We start from the raw sequence: 22,871 nt of genomic DNA, 5'->3' as shown, positions 1-22,871 counted from the left end.
GTTTTATGTTTTATTTTATGCGTTTACCAAAACTTGACTGGCTAGTTTAACGTACGTTGTAAAAAGAACTTTTGACTGTCAAGATAAGAGAGGAAAAAGTAATTATCCGTGGTTGTTGATGACCCCGGAGAGCATGGCGATGAAATCGTCATCATCATTGCACATGGCGATTCTGCTGATTTCAACGTCATGGCGGCCGGTTATTGCCGGGATAATCTCCTGGTCAAGATCATAGAGAGTTTCCATATGGTCCATGGCAAAGCTTACCGGGACCAGGATAATCTTTCGAATGCTGTTGTTAATCAAGTCGGCTAGCAGGTTTTCAATCTCGGGCTCCAACCAGGCGCCCGGGGCTTTACCCTTGCTCTGGTAGCCGAAAAAATGCCGGCAGCCGGGGAACCGGGCCATGACCAAGGTGATATTTTCCTTGATCTCCCTGACATAGGGATCTCCCTGTTCAAGGTAGCTGGCCGGGATGTTATGAGCGGAAAATACTACCGCCGTATCAGCATCGGTGAGGTTAAGTGAACGTTTGTCGGCCGCTGCGGTTATCCGGTTGGTCAGGCAGTCAATAAAGTGCCGATCACGGTACCAGTCTTTTACCGGCTGCAGATCAAGGGTGAGTTCCGCCGTTATCTCTTCCAGCGTGGTGAAATACGCCGTGGTGCTGATCAGGGACGCGTGGGGTGAGAGGGAAACCGCCAGAATCCGTTCAATGCCAGCTGCCGCCATCTGTCGGGTGACGGAAGCGATGTTGGGGGAAGAATAGCGGAAAGCCAGGTAGACGGGAAGTTGCCGTTTATCGACCGCCAGCTTGGCTGCCAGCTTCTCCCTGATGCTGCGGCAGATGCGGGGCAGGGGGGAGCCGCCACCGATGGTCTGATATTTTTCCACCACCCGCTGGATCATTGGTGACGGCAGGCTGTCACGACGCAGCAGTTGTTTAAGAAATGGTTCAATTTCCGCTGGGGTTTCCGGCCCGCCATAGGCCAGCAGTAGAACTGCGGTCGTTTTTTCCATTTCTCCTCCCTCCTCTTTATTTTGCGAATTATTTCTTTTATAAATGGTTTAGGCGCGCAAGTCAATTTCAGATTTGACTTCGTTACTGTGAGGTGAATGTCTGCTGACCATGATCTTGCCGTTGATGCTATGGAAGAGGAAACAAAAAAGAGGGACACCGGTCTCTATGGTGTCCCTCTTTTAGAACGCAACGTAAAGCTTGTTTATTATGACTGCAGGGCTGCCAGATCTTTAAAACAATCGAGTGCCTGGGGATTGGCCAGGGCATCCTTGTTGGAGACTGCCTTGCCTTCCACTACCTTGCGGACTGCCAGTTCCACCTTTTTACCGCTGATCGTGTAAGGAATGTCAGCCACCGGAATGATTTTTGCCGGTACATGGCGTGGGGTGGTATTTTTTCTGATGGTCGTTTTGATCTCTTTTTCCAGTTCCGGCGTCAGTTCACTGCCTGCCTCCATGACCACAAACAGGATAACCCGCACATCGTTATCCCAGTTCTGGCCGATGACAACGCTGTCCTTGACTTCGGGAATGGTTTCCACCTGGCGGTAGATTTCGGCAGTACCGATGCGGACGCCGCCGGGGTTGAGGGTGGCATCGGAGCGGCCGTAGAAGATGACGCCGCCGGTTTCAGTCACCTTGATGTAGTCGCCATGGTGCCAGATGTTGGGGTAGACCCGGAAATAGGCATCAAGATATTTCTCATTATTCGGATCGTTCCAGAAGTAGATGGGCATGGAGGGGAACGAAGCACTGCAGACCAACTCACCCTGTTCTTTTTCCACCGGCTTACCGTTATCATCAAAAGCCTGCAGTTTCATCCCCAGGCCACGGCATTGCAGTTCCTCGCTGTAAACCGGCAGGATCGGGTTACCGAGGGCAAAGCAGGAAATGATGTCGGTTCCGCCGGAGATGGAGGCCAGGTCAACATCCTGGGCAATCTCTTTATAGACAAACTCGAAGCTTTCCGCCGACAGGGGGGAGCCGGTGGAGCAGATAGTTTTAATGGATGAAAGATCGTAGGTGGTGCCGGGCTTGATGCCGGCCTGCTGTACTGAAGCAAGAAATTTGGCGCTGGTGCCGAAGATGGATATTTTTTCATCCTGAGCCAACTTGAAAGTGGCGCCGCCATCGGGGTAGAAGGGGGAGCCGTCAAACAGAATCAGGGTGGCGCCCACCGCCAGGCCGCTCACCAGCCAGTTCCACATCATCCAGCCGCAGGTGGTGAAGTAGAAAAGATGATCGTCACGTTTCAGGTCAGCATGCAGGACATGTTCTTTCAGGTGCTGGATAAGGGTGCCGCCGGCCCCATGAACGATGCACTTGGGAACCCCGGTGGTGCCTGATGAATACATGATGTAGAGAGGGTGATCAAAGGGCAGCTGTTCAAAGGTGATTTCCAGACCGCTTTCGGGCGAGAGAAAATCGGCAAACAGGACGGAGTTGTTGACCATGCTAATGTCTGGTTTGGCTTCGGTATAAGGGATGACCACCACCTTTTCCACCGATGGCAGGCTGTTCAAAATATCGGAAACCCGCTGCAGTGAATCGAAGGTTTTACCATTGTAGGCATAGCCGTTGGCGGTGAACACCACTTTTGGTTCAATCTGGCCAAAACGATCCAAGACCCCTTTGATACCGAAATCGGGGGAGCAGGAAGACCAGATGGCGCCGATGCTGGTGGTGGCCAGCATGGCAATGACCGTTTCGGTCATATTGGGAACGAAGCCGGAAACCCGGTCGCCGACGGTAACCCCCAGGTCCCGCAGCGATTTTGCCAGTCGGGCGACTTTGTCATAAAGCTCGGCATAGGTTATTCTTACCGCTTCCTGCTGTTCGCCCTTGAAAACCATGGCAACCCGGTCGTCACGATAACGAAGCAGATTTTCGGCGAAATTCAGCCGTGAGCCAACAAACCATTTGGAACCCGGCATTTTGTCACCGTCAACCAGAACCTGCTCATAGGGCTTCGAGGCAATGATGTTGGTAAAATTCCAGACGCTTTCCCAAAAATCCGCCCGTTCACTGATCGACCACTGATAGAGCTCGTCATAGGTGGAAAATGACAGCCCTTGCTGGGCATGCAGATACTTCATGTAGCGGGTCAGATTGGCATTGGCAATACGTTCTGCCGATGGCGTCCATAGAGCTTTTTTCATTGACCGGTCCTCCTTTTTAGACTTCAATCGATCGTGTTGCTTTGACAGTAATCAATAGACTGCTTGCTACTCATGATTAACCCTATTTGTCAGTTAACGTTAACTGAAAGATGCACCCTAGCAGACTCTATGAAAAAAAATCAATTACTTTTTCTGACATTGGCTGCTTTGCTGTTTGAAAAGCTGTTTTTTCCCTTGAAAGCCAATTTTATCTTGTATATCGTCTGTCTGTATGTAATTATCTTGATATGTTTAGGTAGTGTGTTGGGCCGCCAGCGGTCCAGAAAGGCTATATGGTCGGAAGATAGACGGTGTGCGCCCAGGTTCTGGTGCTTTCTTGGAGAGAGGACAAAGGCAATTGTTGCGAGAAAAGGTGACGTAATAATAAAATGGTTGCCGTGATCATGAACAATAGTAACCGTCGTTGATACTGTAGGTGCAGGAGTGTAGCGAAGATGACGTGGACAGGACGCTTTAGTGAGGCAGATCGGCGGCAGATTGAGCAGCATGGTCTGGATGTGCAGGTGGTTGCCCGGCAGTTGGAAATCTTTTCCAGGGGGATTTCCCCTGTTCGTCTTGATCGGCCCTGCACGGTTGGTGATGGCATGGTCGTTTTACAGGAGCAGGAACTGATTCGTTTGAGCGGCATCTACGATGAGGCTGCCCTTGCTGGTCGGGCAATGAAATTCGTGCCTGCTTCCGGGGCGGCAACGCGGATGTTTAAAACGTTGCTTTCCTGCTACGAAAGCTATTTGAAGCCCGGCTCGGAACCCATGTCGCTGGATGCTTTTACGGACGACCAGGGTTGTCTTGATGTTTTGCGCATGAAAGAACATTGCGGCAAGTTTCCATTCGCTGATGACTTGCGGGCGGTGGTTGCTGCTGATGGCCTGGATGTTGGAACCCTGGTTGCCGATGGTCGCTGTGATCTGCTGATGGGTTATCTGCTGACTGAAAAGGGCTTGAACTACAGTGCACTACCAAAGGGGTTGATAGCCTTTCATCGCTATGATGATCATGTTCGGACCCCTTTTGCCGAGCACTTGGTAGAGGCTGCCATGCTTACCAGGGACCGGGAAGGAATGGTTCACATCCATTTTACCATCTCTCCGGAACACCGTCAGCTCTTTGAAACCTATTTCAAACAGGCCTGTGCTGGTCTTGACGGTGGTGAAATCCGCTTCGAGGTCACCTTTTCCACCCAGAAGCCGTCCACCGATACCATTGCTGTTGATGCGGATAATGCGCCTTTCCGGGACGCCGCCGGCAGATTGGTTTTTCGTCCTGGTGGGCATGGGGCGTTGCTGACCAATCTCAATGATCTTCAGGGGGATATTGTTTTTATTAAAAATATTGACAATGTTGTTCCCGATCGCTTGAAGCCGAAAATCTGCCTCTATGAAAAAGTTCTCGGAGGCTACCTGGTGGAACTGCAACAGCAGATTTTTCACTATCTTGAGTGCCTGTCTGCAGCCGACATCGGCGAACCCCTGCTGGATGAGATAGCCGATTTCGGCCGGCGTCACCTGTTTATCGATCTTTCTGCAGAGGGCCGACAGCTTTCAACCGATGAAGTGGCCGCTTTCTGGCAGGACAGGCTAAACCGTCCCTTGAGGGTCTGCGGGATGGTTCGCAACCAGGGTGAGCCGGGAGGTGGCCCTTTCTGGGTGAGTGGCAGAGAAGGCTGTTCCAGGCAGATTGTTGAATCGGCACAAGTGGATATGGCCAGTGAGGGGCAGAGCAAAATCTGGCGTGCATCAACCCATTTCAACCCGGTGGACCTGGTTTGCGGTGTTCGTGATTATCGGGGGCAGCTCTTTAACCTGCTGGAGTTCAGTGATCCTGATACCGGTTTTATTGCCAGTAAATCCAAGGATGGCAAAGATCTGAAAGCTTTGGAGCACCCCGGTTTGTGGAATGGGGCCATGGCCGGTTGGAACAGTGTCTTTGTTGAGGTGCCGGCGAGTACCTTTAATCCGGTGAAAACGGTTTTCGATCTTTTGCGGCCGGAGCATCAGCCGGCTTAGGAGAGGGTTGCAAAGCCTTGCAGGCCAATCATCCAGGCAGATTCTGCTTGACACTCCATGAAACAGAGTGGTAAAACTTCTCGCTCGTAAATCGGGTGGGTATCCCGTTGTTACGGGGTCATGCTAACCATCGTGCTCAGGTAGGAGGCGACCATTAACATTACCTTTACCAAAGCGGCTGCGCTGAAGGCTAAACCGGATGAGAACAACTTGGGCTTTGGTACCAGCTTTACCGATTATATGTTCAATATGGACTATAATCCTAAGCTGGGATGGCATAACCCGCGCATCGAGCCCTATGCCCCTTTTGTGCTTGATCCTTCCACCATGGTGCTTCATTATGGTCAGGGGGTTTTTGAGGGTCTGAAAGCTTACCGGACGGCGGATGGTCACATCCAGTTGTTCCGGCCGCAGGAAAATTTCAAGCGGCTCAACTATTCGAATCATAAGCTCTCCATTCCCCCAGTCGATGAAGCTTTTATTCTTGAAGCCCTGAAAGAGCTGCTCAGAATTGAGAAGGACTGGGTGCCGGGAGCTCCTGGCACCTCCCTGTATATCCGGCCCACCATCATTGCCACGGATAATTTTCTTGGGGTCCGGGCTTCCAATACCTACCGCTTTTTTATCATTTTGTCGCCGGTGGGTGCCTATTATCCTGAAGGGTTTAACCCGGTGAAAATCATGGTTACCCGGGAGCATGTGCGGGCGGTCCGCGGCGGTGTCGGTGATACCAAAACCATGGGTAATTACGCTGCCAGCCTGCTGGCCGGCGACAAGGCCCATAAGGCCGGTTATACCCAGGTTCTCTGGCTCGATGCCGTTGAGCAGATATACGTTGAGGAAGTGGGGGCGATGAATATCTTCTTTGTCATCGATGGCGAGCTGGTTACCCCTATGCTCAGCGGCAGCATCCTGCCGGGCATTACCCGTGATTCGGTTATTACCCTGGCCAAACGGTGGGCTCTGAAGGTGGTCGAACGGAAGATCAGTATCGACGAGGTTGTGGCGGCCCATGGTGACGGTCGGCTGACGGAAATTTTCGGTTCCGGGACGGCGGCGGTTATCTCTCCGGTGGGCGAGCTGAAATATGGCGAACAGGTCATCACGGTTGGCAACGGTGAAGTAGGGCCTTTGGCAAAGAGATTTTTTGAAACCATTCAAGCCCTTCAATATGGCCAGGGTGAAGATGCACTGGGCTGGATTGAGCCGGTTATCTGAATTGCCGCCCTCTTCCCGGCTGGTGGTTATAAACAGCTTACCATAAGGTTGATTGATGAGTAAAAAAGAGAAGGTCTTTAAAGTGGAGATTCGACGTGACTTTTGCAAGGGTTGCGGTCTCTGCATTGAATTCTGCAAACAGGAGGTCCTTGGGGTCTCGCCACAGTTAAACCGGATGGGATACCATTACGCCGAGCCGGTGAAACCGGAAGCCTGCGTTGGTTGTATGGTCTGCACCATGGTTTGCCCTGATGTCGCGGTTGAGGTGTACAGTGAATAAAGTGTTTATGAGTGGTAACCATACCATTGGTGAGGCGGCCATCAGGGCCGGCTGCAAGTGTTATTTTGGTTATCCGATCACCCCCCAGAATGAGTTGGGCGAATATATGGCGGCCAACCTGCGTCAGGCAGGTGGGGTTTTTGTCCAGTCTGAAAGTGAAACGGCAGCCATCAATATGGTGGTGGGTGCTGCGGCCACCGGTGCCCGGGTCATGACCTCGTCATCGAGTCCCGGAATCAGCTTGAAACAGGAAGGACTTTCCTTTTTGGCCGGCTTTGAACTGCCGGCGGTGGTGGTCAACATGATGCGTGGTGGCCCCGGCCTGGGCAATATCGCTCCGGCTCAGGGTGATTATTTCCAATCAACCCGGGGCGGCGGCCATGGTGATTACCGGACGCCGGTCCTGGCGCCGGCATCTGTGCAGGAGCTGGCTGATTTGACCATTGCTGCCTTTGATCTGGCGGATACCTATCGGACTCCCGTATTGGTTATTGGTGATGGCATGATGGGGCAGATGAAAGAGCCGGTGGTTTTCCCTGAGCCGGTCAAAACCTTTCCCGAAAAAGAATGGGCCCTGAAAGGGCGGGGTGACGGCCCAAGCCGTTACCTGGCATCGCTGATTCTTGATGGCTTGGAGATGGAGCGTCATAACTGGAAACTGGTGCGTAAATATCAGGAAATCGCCGCCAGAGAAGTTCGTTATGAGCTCTATATGATGGAGGATGCCGAATTTGCGGTTGTCGCCTATGGGACGACGGCGCGGATTGCCAAAGGGGCCATAAAGCGAGCCCGCAAGGACGGGGTGCCGGTGGGCTTGATCCGGCCCATTACGCTTTTTCCCTTTCCCGACAAGATCATGCGGGAAATTGCCCATCGGATCAAACATTTCCTGGTTTTTGAAATGAGTACCGGCCAGATGGTCGAGGATGTCAAGCTGGCTCTGAACGGGCGGGCGGAGGTGGCATTCCATGGCCGTCCAGGAGGGGTGATTCCGACCCCTGTGGAGTTTGCCCGGGTTATTAACCGCCAGTATCAGCGCAATTATAAGTAGGTCCCATGAAGCTAAAAAACAAATGGCCCAAATACTATAAGCAAGATGTGGTAACCCATTACTGTCCCGGCTGCGGCCATGGCATCGTTCATCGGATCGTTGCCGAGGTTCTTGAAGAGCTGGATGTAGGTAAAAGGGCGCTGCTGGTCTGTCCGGCGGGTTGTGCCGTGCTTGCCTATCACTATTTTGATATTGATGTCATAGAATCGGCCCACGGCCGGGGAACCGCCATTGCCACCGGCGCCAAAAGAGCAAATCCCAATTTGTTTGTGATCAGCTACCAGGGTGATGGTGACCTTTCGGCCATCGGTACGGCGGAAACGATCCACTCCGCCAATCGGGGTGAGAATATGACCGTCGTGTTTATCAATAACGCGGTCTATGGCATGACCGGCGGCCAGATGGCTCCAACCACCATTATCGGCCAGAATACCACCACCAGCCCCATCGGTCGTGATCCTGAATTTGATGGTTACCCGTTACATATCACCGATGTGGTGGCTGCCTTTCCTGGGGTGGTGTATGCTGAACGCGTAACCCTGTCAACTCCCGGTGGCATCAGAAAAACCAAAAAAGCGATTACAAATGCCTTCCAAACCCAGATTGATGGGTTGGGATATTCCATTGTTGAAGTACTTTCTCCGTGTCCCACCAACTGGAAAATGACTCCTGTTCAATCCTGCAAGTGGATCGAGGAGGAGATGTCAAAAGAGTACAAACCCGGGCTGCTAACTGATAAACGGGAAGAGAAGAGGAAGACAAAAGGATGATCTTGAAAATACTTTGTGCCGGCTCCGGCGGCCAGGGCGTGTTGACTCTTGGCAACGTGCTGGGCAACGCGGCCATGTTCCAAGGCTATCATGCGACCTATCTGCCGGCGTATGGGGCTGCCATGCGTGGTGGCACAGCAAACTGTACCGTCAGTATTGGTGATGAAGAAATTGCCTCGCCGGTGGCATCGGCGCCTGATCTGGTGGTGGCCATGAATCAGCCTTCCACCGTGGCCTTCATCAGCAGGCTGGTTTCGGGAGGCCAACTGCTTTACAACTCGTCGATTGTTGACGATGTTCCTTTCCGTGGTGATATTGAGATGTATCCCATGCCGGCCAACGATATGGCCAGGGAAATGGGCAACGAACGTTCGGTAAATATGATTGTTCTTGGTGGGCTGGTAAAGCTCAGTACCATCCTTTCGCTGGATTATGTTTTTGAAAGCATCGAATTCCTCATGGGGAAAAAACCCGCTCTGGCCAAAGCCAGTTGTGCAGCCGTTGCCAAAGGGTATGATTTCATTGATACCAACCGGGATGATTAGAACTTTTGCACTCTGCAGTTCTTGTAAGTTATTCTTAATGTAAAGGAAGGAACCATGTCAATTACTCAACTTACCATAACTATCGATAATACCCCCGGCCGGCTTAACCAGGTCTGTGAGATATTGGAGAAGGAGCACATCAATATAAAAGGGATCATGGCTTCAGCCGTGGTGTCCCCCCCACTGCTCAATGCCATTGTCGACAGCCCCGATCAGGCATGCAACGTCCTGCAGGCCAATGGTTTTACCGTGGATACCCGGGAGGTTATCGCGATTGGGACTCCGGATCATCCCGGGGGGCTCAATGTGGTACTGCGAGCCCTCAAGGAGGGTGGGGTCAATGTGGAGACTCTTTATCCTTTTATAACTTTGAAAGGTGATGATGCCATTCTGATTATTGAGGTGGATGATATCCAGGCGGCTAAAAAAGTCTTGCGGCAACAGTGGATAAAAACCTTCAATGTTGAAATCTACAAGACATGACCGTTGTTTGCCCTTCGTGACAGCTTAACTTGTACCAGTCCCCGGTTGCTGAGGGCAGGAAAAGCAGGCCCACCAGATGTGCTCATGGTGGGTTTTTTATTGGCGGCATCCATTCGGTTTTCGAAAGGGGCTACTGCCACGCACTTCATCGCCTCTGGGTTACTGCTCTTCCTGGAAAGAGAGAACGGAACCGCTGAGACTGGTGAAATTTTTCCGCTGTTGGTGAAAAATTGAGCATTTTGCTCATCCCCTGATTTAGGTGTTGCACCAGTTAAGTAAAACACTATTTATAATATACAGATACTCCTTTGAGTTGGTAATGTCCGGCCACGTTAAAGGCTTTCTCTGGGCTATTTTATCTAAATGATATCTGCCTCTTCCGGCGATTTTGCCCTTTGGCGAGGTGAAAAAAACCTTGACACTGAAATGGGCTTTGTGATAAATGACGCGACGTCTGTGGGGTTGCCAAGGCGTCTTTTTTTGCCATTATTCCTCAGTTAACGTTAACTGAAAAACATCCTTTACCCGGCATGATGGTAAAATGTTTTTATAGGCCCTTGACAAGGAGATTTTTTTTAGGTATTGGGTGGCTGTCCTTTTATGAATAACTATTCAGTCTTTTGTGCTGCTATTTGTTTGATGCTGGCGTGAATTTTGCTTTCTAATACTGGCTTAGGTGCTCAGGGCAGAGATTTTCAATAAGTGTTATTGAAGGGAAGTAGGTTATGCTGAATTCTATGGATGTGCTGGTTCTGCTGTTTTTTACAGTGGTCCTCATCTACGGTATTGCCAGAAAATGGTCTGTTTGGAAGATTGGTGAAGCTGAAGAACGTTCGGGAGATCGTTCGCGTCGCTTCGCCATGGTTTTGTCTTCTGTTGTGGGCCATGATCGCATTCTTGAGGAAGGTAATCCCGGGATTATGCACCTGTTTATCTTCTTCGGATTTTTGGTTCCTTTCCTCTTTGTGGTTTTTGCCCAGGCGTTCTTTTTTACCCTGCCACCCCTGGCTGCCGGACTCGTTTCGTTCATCCTCGATGTGGTTGGCGTTCTTGCGCTAGTCGGGCTGGCATTGGCTGTTTATCGCCGCTATGGCGCCAGGCCGGAACGTCTTGATGACCGTGGTGGCGAAGATGTTCTGTTGCTCTGCTGGCTGGCCTTTATTTTTGTCAGCGGTTTTGTCGTTGAAGGATTGCGCCTTTCGGTTATTGATCCAGATGGGACAGTTTTTGCCCCGGTAGGTAGTGTTCTGGCCCGCGGTTTTGCTCCTTTTGGTGCTGCCATTGATGCCGCTGCTATCCGTTGGGTGTGGCGGATTCATTTTTATGCTGTTATTGCCTTGATTGGTACTTTGCCGTATACCAAGCTGCTGCATCTGGTTACCGGAACCCTGAATGCCTATTATCGGTCGCTGCTTCCCAAGGGTGTGGTGAGTGCTCTTGATATTGAGAATGCCGAGAGTTTCGGTGTCGCCCATGTCCATCAATTTACCTGGAAGCAGTTGATGGACTCCGATGCCTGCATCCGCTGTGGTCGCTGCCAGGATAATTGCCCCGCATTTCTCAGTGAAAAGCCTCTGTCACCGAAAAAACTGGTTCAGGATATTCGCAGCTGCCTTTACGATAAGGTTAAGACCATCAAACATCTCCAGGCCCAGGGAGAGGATTTGAGCTACGGAATACCGGACGATGAAAAGCCGTTGATTGGTGGCTATCTTACGGAAGATGAAATCTGGGCTTGTACCACCTGTCGGGCATGCATGGAGGTCTGCCCCATGTATGTCGAACAGATTGACAAGGTGGTGGATCTGAGGCGCAACTTAGTACTGATGGAGAGCAGCTTTCCGGCTGAAGTGCAGACTGTCTTTAAGAACATGGAGAATAACAGCAATCCCTGGGGTATCGGCTGGGCTGACCGGGCCAACTGGTGCAAGGATCTGGAGATTAAAACCCTGGCTGAAGACAATGAGGTGGAGATCCTTTTGTGGATAGGGTGTGCCGGTTCCTTTGACGATCGCTACAAAAGGGTTGCCCGTTCATTCGTTAAGATTTTGCAACGAGCCGGGATTTCATTCGGAATTTTGGGAACCGAGGAAAAATGCTGCGGTGATTCTGCCCGGAAAATGGGCAATGAGTATCTTTTCCAGATGATGGCGATGGAAAATATCGAAGTGATGAATGGCTATGGGGTAAAGAAGATTGTTGTCATGTGCCCCCATGGCTACAATACGATTAAAAAGGATTATCAGCAGTTTGGTGGCCACTATGAGGTGCTGCATCATACCGAATATCTCCATCAACTGCTGCAGGAAGGACGTCTGCCGTTGACGCATGCGTTGCCGGCCCGGGTAACCTATCATGATTCCTGTTATCTTGGTCGCTACAATGAAATTTTCAGTCAGCCACGGGCTATTCTCAGCGATATTCCCGGTCTGCAGTTGGTGGAGATGGATCGCCGTCTGAAGCGCGGTTATTGTTGCGGTGCCGGCGGCGGCCGCATGTGGATGGAAGAAACCATCGGTAAGCGGATCAATGAAGAGCGGGTGTCGCAGGCGCTGGAAAAAAATCCCCAGATTGCGGTTACCGCCTGTCCGTTCTGTATGGTGATGTTTGAAGACGGTCTGAAAACCTATGACCGAGAAGCAGATGTCAAGGTGTATGATATTATTGAAATGGTGGAAAAGGCACTGGGTTGATCGGTGGTCAGCCGGGTGTGGTATGGTAGCGTAGATAGAGGGGTGTAGGGGAATGGTGAGGACAATGGTCTCCCTGATGCAGCGTTATGGCCGGTATGTCAGGCTGATGGTTATGTCAACCCTGTTGATTGGTCTGCTGGTTGGGTCTGGGTATGCTGCCCTGACCAACGAGGACTGTTTCAAGTGCCACAAGGAAGTCAATCTGGCGGCCGGCGGCTTGCAGGGTGAGGCGCGGTCTTTGTTCATCGACCAGGAGCGGTTTAAGCAGACTCTCCACGGGCAGAAGCTGGTTTGTATGGATTGTCATGAAGGTTCTGACAACAAGACCCATCTGCGGGCCGGCTATCCAAAAGTCAATTGTCTGGCGTGCCATTCCGAACTTGAGGGGTTGTATCCCTATAAAGCCAAGGAGCGGATCAAGGAAAAAGGCTTGAAGATTCCTGAGAAAAAGCTGATGAGTGACGCCTATCTGCAAGGAGCTCATGGCAAAGCCTGGGTTGCCGGCAAGGAAAATGCCCCTAACTGCTATGATTGTCACACAATCCATTATCCTCTGGGGGCCAAGAATCCTGCTTCCACCGTCCATCGGCAGAACCTTAAGAAAACCTGTTCTCGCTGTCATAAAGAGCGGCAGGTGACCGGTCTGTTGAGCCGGATGGCGACCTTCAGAGTCCAGGCACACCGCAAGGCAGATCAGCGGTTTACCTTTACTAAGGAAGCCTGCGTTGATTGTCACCAGGGCGATGCTGCCCATGGCGAAAAGGAGTTGACTAAGGCGCCCTGTCAGAAGTGCCATGAAAAGAAGATTCAAAAGGCCGGGCTGATGTTTGGCTCATTTCACCTGTTTCCGGATCATGATAAGCAGTTTGGCGTCTGGAGCATGCGTAATCTGTACGGGTTTGTGGTGGCCGGTATTATTACCCTGCTGGCCTTGTGGGGGCTGTATGCCGGCCTGCGAAAAATTGCCGCATATTATCAGAAAGAAGAAAACCAGTAACCGCCCAATAAGTTGAGGCTAAAACGTTATGTCGACGGAGAAAACAAGAACTGATCTGCCCCGGTGGGGGATGGTGATCGACCTGGAAAAATGTGTCGGCTGCCATACCTGCGAAATTGCCTGTAAAGTGCAGAACGATGTGCCTTTAGGCATGTGGCGTTCGTGGGTTAAAGAAATTGAAAAAGGGCAGTACCCGGTGGTGGTGCGCTCATTTCGCCCAACCCTGTGCAACCATTGCGCAAATCCGGTATGCGTCAAGGTCTGTCCGGTCAAGGCTGCCTATCAGCGGGAAGATGGGATCGTCATGGTTGACCCCCACCGCTGCGTCGGCTGCCGCTACTGCATGGCTGCCTGTCCTTATGAGGTGCGCTATATTCATCCTACCAAGGGCATGATTGATAAATGCGACTTCTGCTACCACCGGGTAGATGAGGGATTGCAGCCGGCCTGTGTTGAAGCCTGTCCCACCTCAGCCCGGGTCTTCGGCAATCTCAATGATTCCCATAGTGAGGTGGCCAAACTGGTGGCAAGTAAACCGGTTCAAGGACTGAAGGTTGATATCGGTACCGCCCCGCGGGTCTACTATATTGGTCTGGACCATGCAACGATGGAAATCAAGGAGGAGGTTAGACTCGTATGGGAAAAATAGTCTATGATGTCCAGTATCAGACGGCCATGGCTTTCCTGATCTCCTACTATTTCTATTGTACCGGTTTAAGTGCCGGGTCTTTCATGATTTCGACCCTTTCCTATGGTTTTGGATTTGACATGTTCAAGCCGGCCGGGAAAATGGGTGTGGTTGCCGCTGTCCTGCTCCTTCTGCTGGCCCCCATGTTTCTGCTGATGCAGGTTGGCTGGCCGATAAAATCGGTGTGGAACCATTTTGTCTATCTGAATCCCACCTCAGCGATGACCTATGGAGCATTTCTGATCATGCTCTATCCCCTGAACTCCATAATCTACGGGATTTTCATGTTCAAGGGTAATAAGAAATGGACCAAATTCTTTGGCACTCTGGGGATTCCGCTGGCTTTGGCTGTCCATGGCTATACGGGCTGGATTTTGGCCCTGGGTGTTGCCCGGGACTACTGGAATACAGGTCTGATGCCGATCGTTTTTCTCTTCTCGGCCATGGTATCAGGGATTTCCATGATGATTCTCCTGATTATGATTCGTGACCGCTTTTTTACTGAAAGTAAAGAGATCAATCTGGAGCTGATCCGTACCCTGGCCAAGATTCTTGGCTGGCTGCTGCTTGTTGATCTTTTCTTGGTATTCTGTGATTATTCCGTTCTTATCTATTCCAAGCTGGAAGCCCAGGAAGTTGCCCATTTCATGCTCTTTGGCAAGATGGCTTTCTGGTTCGTCATCATGGAGAATCTGGTTGGTAAAGTCATTCCCATGGTTATTGTCATGACCCCCAAGTTGCGGGAAAATAACTTTTTCCTTATTTTGGCGGCCATAATGAATATGATTGGTATCCTGGTGATGCGGATTGTTACCGTTTACGGTGGCCAGGCATTGCCATTGATGTAGCAGGGATGTGCAGGAGGCCTTTGTGAAAGTTGATAGAAGAAAGTTTTTGCAGCTCGGTGCCTGGGGTGGTACTTCACTGGTATTGCCTGATCGCCTGAAACTGGCCCGGATGCGCCGGAAACCCTGGAATGAGCAATCGGCCAAGGTAACCCGGAAAAATCGCAATCCCAATCCCACAACCTGTTCGCTGTGTGACAATCATTGTGGGTTGATGACCTTCCGGGAAGGGGACCGGGTAGTGATGATGCTCGGCAATGGGGATCATCCGATGGCCGGTGGCAAGTTATGCGCCAAGGCTTATGGCCAGCTTGATCGTCTCTATGATCCCGACCGGGTCCTGACCCCGTTGCTTCGTGATGGTGAGCGGGGGGCAGGCAAGTGGAAGGCGGTTTCTTGGGAGGAAGCCTACGCTCTGTTGACTGAAAAACTGGCGCCGGTTTATGCTTCTCAGGGAGCCAACTTGGCCTATGTCAATGGTCAGGATGAATTGCTTACTGAGTCCTTTCTCAGCCTTTTCCCACGGGCAACCAAGGTTGAAACCAGCCGCGACTTTCTGCTGAAGCGTTTCCGGCAGCAACTCTATGGTACCCCTGTCTGCTACCGTAAGTATCAAGACTGTCGTTATATCCTCAATTTTGCCGATGACCCTTTTCGTACCGGTGATGCTTATGTTACCGAGGTGCGTTCATTGGTTGACGGGTTGGTGGAAAATGGTCTGACGTTGGTTACCGTGGCGGCCAGACTATCCCAGACAGGTGGTAAAAGTAATGCATGGCATCCGGTGCAACCCCAGCATTATGGCGATGTTGCCAAGGCCGTTGCCCGGGTGATGCTCATCAACGGCTGGTATGATCGCAAATCCCTTGCCGAGACGGGCATGAAAGCTGCTGATCTGCTGACCCACCTGGAGGTGTTTACGCCGGAGGCAGTCGGTAAAAACTGTGAGCTGCCGGTCAAGGCGATCAATGACATGGCGTATCAGCTCAGTCATCGACAGCCGGCGGTGGTTATCTTTGGCACGGAAGTCTTCCATGCAGAACATGGGTGGGAAAATGCCTGCGCCATAGAATTGCTGAACGTCCTATGCGGAGCTGTACGGCTCCAGGATGCCCTCAGCTATGAACAGCCGGTAACCCTGGGAGCAGAGCCGGCATCATCGGTGGAAAATACGGTTTCAACCGGCTGGTTTTTTCAAAAGCTAAAAGACAGGGGAGCTGCCCAGGTCTTGATTTCCTATCAGGCCAATCCGGTCTATCAAACCTATGATGGAAAACTGCCCACGGCGCTGCTGGAGGATCTGCGGCGCATATCCTTTTATGTTGCCATGGATACCCATGTGCACGAAACTTCCCGCTATGCCGACCTGATTCTGCCGGTGGCTACAGAACTGGAATCATGGGGGCTCTATAGTCAGCGACTGAACCGGAAGCAGTGGTGCGTATCGTTGCGTCAACCGGTTTCACGGCCAACGGATGAGATTTTGCTGCTGCGCCAGGCGAAGATTAAAAAGCTTGAGCTTTTTGATCCCTCCATGGCGCCGGTGGCAAGTGGCAGGGAGTTCAATCAGATTGTCCTTGATCTTGGCAGGAAACTGGCGGGTGAGGCTTCGACCGGGCCTTTCAGCCATGACTCCATTATTTCCTACCTTGAGGCACTGGTAAAACAGGTGCCAGGTCTGGAGGTTTCCGGCGGACTTGCCTATCTGAAAAAAACCGGCTTTTTTGTTGTCACGAATAAGAATAACGCTGCCAGTCAGTCAGCCAGACTGCGGGTTGGTGATCTGGGCAACACCCAGCTGACACCGCCGGAAGCCTATGGAGAAACGGATTTTTTCCTGATTCCTTTCGATTGGCATGTGCTTGATTCCCGGACTGGCAACAGTAAATACCTGGTGGAGTTACGCCATGATAACCCGCTTTGGATTCATCCTCGCCGGGCAAAGCATCTGGGTATTGCTGAAGGGGATGCCATTAAGGTGCGGACTGCTCTTGGCACCGTCAATGCACGGGCCTGGATAACCGAAGCAATTCATCCCGGGTGTGCGGCTATGGCCGCCGGCCATGGGCATACCCATATGGGGCGGGTAGCCACTGCACAGCCGATCTCCCAGGTTGATCCGATGACTAAATCATTACTCAGCCGTAAAGCATTGCTTTTTATGCCTTTTACCTTCCGTCTCGACTGTTGGGACAAGAAAGAGCCTGTCTGGTGGAAAGATAAAGGTAATGGCTGTCATATCAATCCCATTCTGCGTGGCCAGCAGATTGGTCAAGCTCCGGGAATAACCCTGATCAATCCACTCATTCGAGTCATTAAAGGTTAGCTGAAGTTCTTGGGATTGCTCTAGTATCCTGCAGAAGATGTTCTTCACTCAGGGGGAATGTAGATGAAAATTGATTTTTCTTTTTTCAAGTTTTTGCCCACATGGTTAAAAACAAGCCTAGTGCTGGCAGTACTGATGGTTGGCGTCGTTGTTTTTTTTGCTATTTCGCGCGTCTCTAATACCCATGAGAGCCTCTGCCAGTCATGCCATCCGGTTATTTACCGGCAGTGGCATGAGGCAAAATTTCATCCCCAGACGGTTACCTGTTATGAGTGTCACAGCCAGCATCGTGGTGCTTTTCCGGCTCCGGATGATACACTGTTTAATCACTACCGCAGCCTTGTTATACCGGAAAAATTTCTTGCCAGTCAGCAACGGATTCATGATAATTGTCTTCGCTGCCACGCTGAGATTCCCCAGCTGAACGAAGTAAAAAAGACCAGAATCGTAAAAATATCCCATAAAAAACACTTTAAAGGAGAGAAAGTAAAGATTGATAATTGCTTAGCCTGTCACGTTTCAGTAACCCATGATAAATTTTCTATCGAGACCAATCGCCCCCGGATGCATGGCTGTTTCACCGGTGAATGCCACCTGGCAGACCGGCGCGATGACAAGTGTGAGCTGTGCCATTTTGTAAAATTGGTGGATGAACAAAAAGACCTTGAAAAAGCAGACACAAAGTAGTAGGTGAAAAAGGATTATGGGGAAGTCAGCCTTGACCTGGCCTTGCTCATCGTCCTTTTTTCACAACCTCCATCCTACACCTTACGTTAACTGATAATCCAGAACGGCAGCTTGCCGGGAAATAATTCTGGCTGGCAAGAATATCCGCTGCGAGCCGGTCAGGAGCCTGGCGGAGGTGGCTGACGATGATCATTTCAAGGCCCGGCAGATGTTTTACGATCTGCCGCTCCCCGGCGGCGGGGTCGTCCGCCAGTTAAATTCCGCCATTATGTTTGACGGTGAGCAATGGACCTTCCATTTCTTTCCTCCCTGGTTGGGAGAGCATACTGATGAGGTCCTGGCGGCGTTGGGTTGAGACGCCGCGGCCATTGATTCTTTCCGTCAGCAGGGTGTGGTCTGAAGCAGGCATGAAAGGCTTGCAAATTTGAAGGATTTTTAAGGAGATAAACAGAGATGAACGATGTCGTGATTGTCAGTGCTGTGCGAACCGCAATTGGAAATTTTCAAGGCGGCCTGTCATCTTTCACCGCCACGGAGCTTGGCGCCTTGGTTATTGTCGAGGCAATCAAACGGGCCGGGATCGGCAAAGAGCTGGTGGATGAAGTAATTATGGGCAACGTGGTGCCCATCGGCCTGGGGCAGAACCCCGGCCGGCAGGCGATGATCAAAGCCGGCCTGCCTATGGCTGGCGGGGCGATCACGGTTAATAAAGTTTGTGGTTCCGGTTTAAAAGCAGTGATGCTGGCTGAACAGGCCATTAAGTGCGGCGATGCTGACATTATTGCCGCCGGGGGAATGGAAAGTATGAGTACCATTCCCCATTATCTGCCGGTTTCCCGCCAGGGCATGAGGATGGGGGACTGGAAGCTTGTTGACGGCATGGTGCATGACGGCCTCTGGGATGTGGTTAACGATTATCACATGGGCTACACGGCAGAGCTGGTCAGCGAAAAGTTCGGTATCAGCCGGGAAGAGATGGATCAGTTTTCCATTGATTCCAACGATAAGGCGCTGGCGGCTCAGGCGGCCGGCAAGTTCAAAGCTGAGATTATGCCGGTGACCATCAAACCCCGGAAAGGTGATCCTTATGTTGTCGATACGGATGAAGGCCCCCGGAAAACCACTCTTGCCAATTTGGAAAAGCTGCGGCCGGCCTTCAAGAAAGATGGTTTGGTAACTGCTGGCAATGCTTCTAAAATCAGTGATGGAGCCAGCTGTACTTTGGTGATGTCCGGGGAAAAAGCCGCTGCCCTTGGGCTTAAGCCTTTGGCGAGAATTGTAGCTCAGGGGGCAGCCGGTGTTCCCCTCGAAGATGTCCTGGTGGCCCCCATCAATTCCATTCCCAAAGTTCTGCAAAGGGCAGGGATGAAGCTTGAGGAGATTGATATTCATGAGATCAATGAAGCGTTTGCCACCTCGTCGGTAGCAATCGTCAAGGAGCTTGGCATTGATATGGCCAGAGTGAACGTCCACGGCGGAGCGGTGGCCTTGGGCCATCCCATCGGCTGTTCCGGGACCCGGGTCCTGACGACCCTGATTTATGCCATGAAAGATCGTGATGCACGGTTCGGTATGGCATCGCTCTGCCTTGGTGGCGGCGAAGCGGTATCCATGATCATTGAGAATATTTCATAATCCAGATAATTTAGCACCTAGCGTGGCAAAGGTATGAGGGAGGCCGTAGAGATGAAAGAAGTGGTGATCGTCAGTGCAGTAAGGACAGCAATCGGTACGTTCGGGGGATCATTGAAGGATGTCCCTGTCGTTGATCTTGGCGCAACTGTCATCAGGGGTGTTTTGGAAAAAGTGTCCCTGCGGCCCCAGGCCGGCGACCAGTTTCTGGCCGCAACCCCTGATCAGCTCAAGGGAAAGGCATGTGGTGTTGACGATAAGTACAACACCTGGGATCAGTCATTGAAGGCGGTGCAGGTCGATGAGGTTATCATGGGCAATGTGGTTCCCAGTGCCCAGGGTCAGAATACCGCCCGCCAGGCGTGCGTTAAGGCCGGCATTTCCAAGGAAGCCGGCGCTTATACCGTCAACAAGGTCTGCGCTTCAGGAATGAAGGCGGTGGCGCTGGCGTCACAGGCCATTGCTGCCGGGGATGCCGAGGTGGTCATTGCCGGCGGCATGGAAAACATGAGCCAGATTCCCTATGCCATGCCCGGTGCCCGCTGGGGAGCCCGGATGTTTAATGCTGAGATGGTTGATCTGATGGTGCATGATGGTCTGTGGGAAATTTTTTATGGCTACCATATGGGTGTGACCGCGGAGAACATTGCCGAGTTGTATGACATTTCCCGGGAGGACCAGGATGAACTGGCGCTTGCCAGCCATCAGCGGGCGTTGGCGGCCATTAACAATGGCATCTTTGCCAGCGAGATTGTTCCGGTGATGGTGCCGCAGCGGAAAAAAGATCCCCTGGCATTTGTCACTGATGAGCGCCCCATGGATACCACCCTGGAAAAAATGGCCAAGTTGGCCACCGTCTTCAAAAAAGGCGGCACCGTCACCGCCGGTAATGCTTCAGGCATCAACGATGCCGCCGCCGCTCTCCTGCTCATGTCCCGTGAGAAGGCGGAAAGTCTCGGGCTGCCCATCAAGGCGGTTATCAAGGGCTATGATTTTGGCGGCATTGATCCGGCTTACATGGGCTTGGGGCCGATTCCGGCAATCCGCAAGTTGATGACCAAACTCAATATGTCGCTTGCTGATATCGAGTTCTTCGAACTGAATGAGGCGTTCGCGTCCCAGGCGCTGGCCTGCGTGCGTGAACTTGATCTCGATCTCTCGAAGACCAACATCTACGGCAGCGGGATTTCCCTCGGCCATCCCATTGGCTGTTCAGGTGCCCGGATCCTGGTAACCCTGCTTACCGCCCTGGAGCAGAACAATGCCAAGCGAGGCCTGGCTTCGCTGTGCATCGGCGGTGGTCAGGGTGCGGCCATGGTTATCGAAAGGCCGTAGGCTGTGCCGTCGGATAGTCAATAATACTGACTGGAAATAAATCTTTTGTAGATGTCTGAGGAGGAGATGAATCATGGCTATTGAAACTTTCGGGGTTGTCGGTGCCGGGCAGATGGGCAATGGTATCGCACAGGTTGCGGCGGCAGCCGGCATGCGGGTGATTATGCATGATATTGCCGATGAGTTTGTTGCCCGGGGACTGAAAACCATTACCAAAAACCTGTCCCGCTCGGTTGAAAAGGGTAAAATGGCCCAGGATGAGATGGACGCCATTCTAGCCCGCATCACGACAACCACTGATCTGGGATCAATGAAAGATGCGGATATTGTGGTTGAAGCGGCGACCGAAAATGAGAAGATCAAGCTGGATATCTTTGCCAAGCTGGATCAGATTTGTCCGGCCCATGCAATTCTGGCATCCAATACCTCTTCCATTTCCATTACCAGGATTGCTTCGGCCACCAAGCGGCCGGCTAAAATGATCGGCATGCATTTCATGAACCCGGTGCCGGTAATGAAACTGGTGGAAATTATCCGGGGGCTGGCCACCGACGATGGAACTTATGCGGCGGTTAAGGAACTGGCCGAAAAAATGGGTAAAACCCCCTGTGAAGCCAACGATTATCCCGGCTTTATTGCCAACCGCATTCTGCTGCCGATGATCAACGAGGCGGTTTACTGTCTCTACGAGGGTGTTGGCAAGCCGGAAGATATTGATACGGTGATGAAGCTGGGGATGAACCATCCCATGGGTCCGCTGGCTCTGGCTGACCTTATCGGGTTGGATACCTGTCTGGCGATTATGCAGGTGCTGCATGAGGGCCTGGGAGATTCCAAGTACCGTCCCTGCCCCCTGCTGAAGAAATATGTTGATGCCGGGTTCCTTGGACGCAAGGTGGGCCGCGGTTTTTATGAGTATAACTAACGGTCAGTCTAACTGCCAGTACACTGTAAGGAGCACCTATGGACTTTTCCTATACTGAAGAAGAGCGGATGATGCTGCAGATGACCAGGGATTTTGCCGAAAAAACCGTCAAACCCCTGGCCGCCGATGTCGATCGGCACCATCGCTTTCCCAAACAGACTGTCGAGAAAATGGCGGAGCTGGGGCTGATGGGGGTTACCGTGCCGCCGGAATATGAGGGTTCCGGAATGACCAATGTCTGTTATGCCATTGCCATTGAGGAAATTTCCCGCCACTGCGCTTCAACCGGGGTAATTGTGTCCGTGAACAACTCCCTGGCCTGTGAGCCGATTAAACTCTTTGGCACCGAAGATCAGAAAAAAACCTATCTTGCCGATATGGCCAGCGGCCGCAAACTGGGATGCCTGGGGCTCACCGAGGCCAATGCCGGCTCCGATGCCGCCAACGTATCGACCGCCGCCGTTCTTGATGGTGACGAGTGGGTGCTGAACGGCCAGAAAATTTTTATCACCAACGGTAATGAAGCGGACTATGCGGTCATTATCGCGGTGACGGACAAGAGCAAGGGGCATCGTGGTCTGTCCGCTTTTATTGTCGATCTTGACAACCCTGGTTTCAAGGTGGGAACGCTGGAAGATAAGCTTGGCATTCACGGTTCCTCCACCGCCGAACTGGTTTTTGAAGACTGCCGCATTCCCAAGGCGAATTTGCTGGGTGAACTGGGACAGGGCTTTAAAATTGCTTTGGCAACCCTGGACGGCGGCCGCATCGGCATTGCCTCACAGGCCCTGGGTATTGCCCGGGCGGCAATTGAAGATGCCGCTGCCTATGCCAAAGAGAGGGTCCAGTTCGGCAAACCCATCGCCGACCTGCAGGCTATTCAGTGGATGATTGCCGATTTGACTACCGAGTATGAAGCGGCCCGTCTGTTGACCCACCGGGCGGCCTATCTGAAAGATCAGAAACTGCCCTTTGGCAAGGAAGCGGCGATGGCCAAGCTGATGGCCTCGGAAACGGCCATGAAAGCGGCCACCAAGGGGATTCAGATTCTCGGCGGCTATGGATACACCACCGATTATCCGCTTGAACGGTATTTTCGTGATGCGAAGATCACTGAAATTTATGAAGGTACCAGCGAAGTTATGCGTCTGGTCATTTCAGCTAATGTTCTAAAATAACAACAGAGGAGG

General features: G+C 51.8%; 20 protein-coding genes. 18 read left to right on the top strand and 2 right to left on the bottom strand.

The window, feature by feature from the left end; genetic code table 11:
- Positions 1–102 precede the first annotated feature (102 nt).
- Entirely contained in the window at positions 103–1,020 is a 918-nt protein-coding gene (gene hemH / locus JXO50_08400; GenBank protein ID MBN2333111.1) for a ferrochelatase, read from the bottom strand.
- A 206-nt stretch (positions 1,021–1,226) separates the two neighbouring features.
- Positions 1,227–3,179: an acetoacetate--CoA ligase gene (locus tag JXO50_08395; protein ID MBN2333110.1), complete on the bottom strand. Its 1,953-nt coding sequence runs from the start codon at positions 3,177–3,179 to the stop codon at positions 1,227–1,229.
- Between the two features lie 455 nt (positions 3,180–3,634).
- On the opposite strand from JXO50_08395, the gene JXO50_08390 reads away from it, so the two are divergent.
- The 18 genes from JXO50_08390 to JXO50_08305 all read left to right on the top strand — a co-directional run bounded on the left by JXO50_08390 (position 3,635) and on the right by JXO50_08305 (position 22,859).
- On the top strand, positions 3,635–5,206 hold the full coding sequence (locus JXO50_08390) for a DUF4301 family protein (protein ID MBN2333109.1): 1,572 nt from the start codon (positions 3,635–3,637) through the stop codon (positions 5,204–5,206).
- A 153-nt stretch (positions 5,207–5,359) separates the two neighbouring features.
- A complete protein-coding gene (locus JXO50_08385) occupies positions 5,360–6,424 on the top strand; it encodes a branched-chain amino acid aminotransferase (protein ID MBN2333108.1) in 1,065 nt (354 codons plus the stop codon).
- 55 nt (positions 6,425–6,479) lie between these two features.
- Positions 6,480–6,704 (top strand): ferredoxin family protein, encoded by a 225-nt coding sequence (locus tag JXO50_08380; protein MBN2333107.1) that lies wholly within the window; start codon positions 6,480–6,482, stop codon positions 6,702–6,704.
- The gene (locus JXO50_08375; protein MBN2333106.1) at positions 6,697–7,755 is read left to right on the top strand and encodes a 3-methyl-2-oxobutanoate dehydrogenase subunit VorB; all 1,059 of its coding nucleotides are present in this window, start codon (positions 6,697–6,699) and stop codon (positions 7,753–7,755) included. The genes JXO50_08380 and JXO50_08375 overlap by 8 nt, the downstream gene beginning before the upstream one ends.
- A gap of 5 nt (positions 7,756–7,760) precedes the next feature.
- A complete protein-coding gene (locus tag JXO50_08370; GenBank protein ID MBN2333105.1) occupies positions 7,761–8,525 on the top strand; it encodes a 2-oxoglutarate oxidoreductase in 765 nt (254 codons plus the stop codon).
- Positions 8,522–9,070, top strand: coding sequence for a 2-oxoacid:acceptor oxidoreductase family protein (locus JXO50_08365; protein MBN2333104.1), 549 nt, complete (start codon positions 8,522–8,524; stop codon positions 9,068–9,070). Before JXO50_08370 ends, JXO50_08365 begins: the two co-directional genes overlap by 4 nt.
- A 54-nt stretch (positions 9,071–9,124) precedes the next feature.
- Positions 9,125–9,553 carry an amino acid-binding protein gene (locus JXO50_08360; GenBank protein MBN2333103.1) on the top strand — a complete coding sequence of 143 codons (429 nt, stop codon included), beginning with the start codon at positions 9,125–9,127 and terminating at the stop codon, positions 9,551–9,553.
- A 725-nt stretch (positions 9,554–10,278) separates the two neighbouring features.
- On the top strand, positions 10,279–12,246 hold the full coding sequence (locus JXO50_08355; GenBank protein ID MBN2333102.1) for a 4Fe-4S dicluster domain-containing protein: 1,968 nt from the start codon (positions 10,279–10,281) through the stop codon (positions 12,244–12,246).
- 52 nt (positions 12,247–12,298) lie between these two features.
- A complete protein-coding gene (locus JXO50_08350; GenBank protein ID MBN2333101.1) occupies positions 12,299–13,243 on the top strand; it encodes a hypothetical protein in 945 nt (314 codons plus the stop codon).
- Between the two features lie 28 nt (positions 13,244–13,271).
- On the top strand, positions 13,272–13,892 hold the full coding sequence (locus JXO50_08345) for a 4Fe-4S dicluster domain-containing protein (GenBank protein MBN2333100.1): 621 nt from the start codon (positions 13,272–13,274) through the stop codon (positions 13,890–13,892).
- Positions 13,880–14,779, top strand: a complete 900-nt coding sequence (gene nrfD, locus JXO50_08340) for a polysulfide reductase NrfD (GenBank protein ID MBN2333099.1) — start codon at positions 13,880–13,882, stop codon at positions 14,777–14,779. The genes JXO50_08345 and nrfD overlap by 13 nt, the downstream gene beginning before the upstream one ends.
- Before the next feature lie 22 nt (positions 14,780–14,801).
- Positions 14,802–17,102, top strand: coding sequence for a molybdopterin-dependent oxidoreductase (locus JXO50_08335; GenBank protein MBN2333098.1), 2,301 nt, complete (start codon positions 14,802–14,804; stop codon positions 17,100–17,102).
- Positions 17,103–17,165: 63 nt separating this feature from the next.
- Positions 17,166–17,789 carry a hypothetical protein gene (locus tag JXO50_08330; protein ID MBN2333097.1) on the top strand — a complete coding sequence of 208 codons (624 nt, stop codon included), beginning with the start codon at positions 17,166–17,168 and terminating at the stop codon, positions 17,787–17,789.
- A 121-nt stretch (positions 17,790–17,910) separates the two neighbouring features.
- Positions 17,911–18,144, top strand: a complete 234-nt coding sequence (locus JXO50_08325; protein ID MBN2333096.1) for a CoA transferase — start codon at positions 17,911–17,913, stop codon at positions 18,142–18,144.
- Between the two features lie 98 nt (positions 18,145–18,242).
- Positions 18,243–19,424, top strand: coding sequence for an acetyl-CoA C-acetyltransferase (locus JXO50_08320; protein ID MBN2333095.1), 1,182 nt, complete (start codon positions 18,243–18,245; stop codon positions 19,422–19,424).
- A gap of 51 nt (positions 19,425–19,475) precedes the next feature.
- Positions 19,476–20,756 (top strand): acetyl-CoA C-acetyltransferase, encoded by a 1,281-nt coding sequence (locus JXO50_08315; GenBank protein MBN2333094.1) that lies wholly within the window; start codon positions 19,476–19,478, stop codon positions 20,754–20,756.
- A 73-nt stretch (positions 20,757–20,829) separates the two neighbouring features.
- Positions 20,830–21,681, top strand: a complete 852-nt coding sequence (locus JXO50_08310) for a 3-hydroxybutyryl-CoA dehydrogenase (GenBank protein ID MBN2333093.1) — start codon at positions 20,830–20,832, stop codon at positions 21,679–21,681.
- A 38-nt stretch (positions 21,682–21,719) separates the two neighbouring features.
- Positions 21,720–22,859: an acyl-CoA dehydrogenase gene (locus JXO50_08305; protein ID MBN2333092.1), complete on the top strand. Its 1,140-nt coding sequence runs from the start codon at positions 21,720–21,722 to the stop codon at positions 22,857–22,859.
- Positions 22,860–22,871 lie beyond the last annotated feature (12 nt).

This window comes from Candidatus Anaeroferrophillus wilburensis, assembly GCA_016934315.1.
Taxonomy (GTDB): Bacteria; Desulfobacterota; Anaeroferrophillalia; order Anaeroferrophillales; family Anaeroferrophillaceae; genus Anaeroferrophillus; species Anaeroferrophillus wilburensis.
The sequence above is the reverse complement of the archived record's forward strand: the minus strand, read 5'-3'. Positions and strand labels throughout refer to the sequence as shown.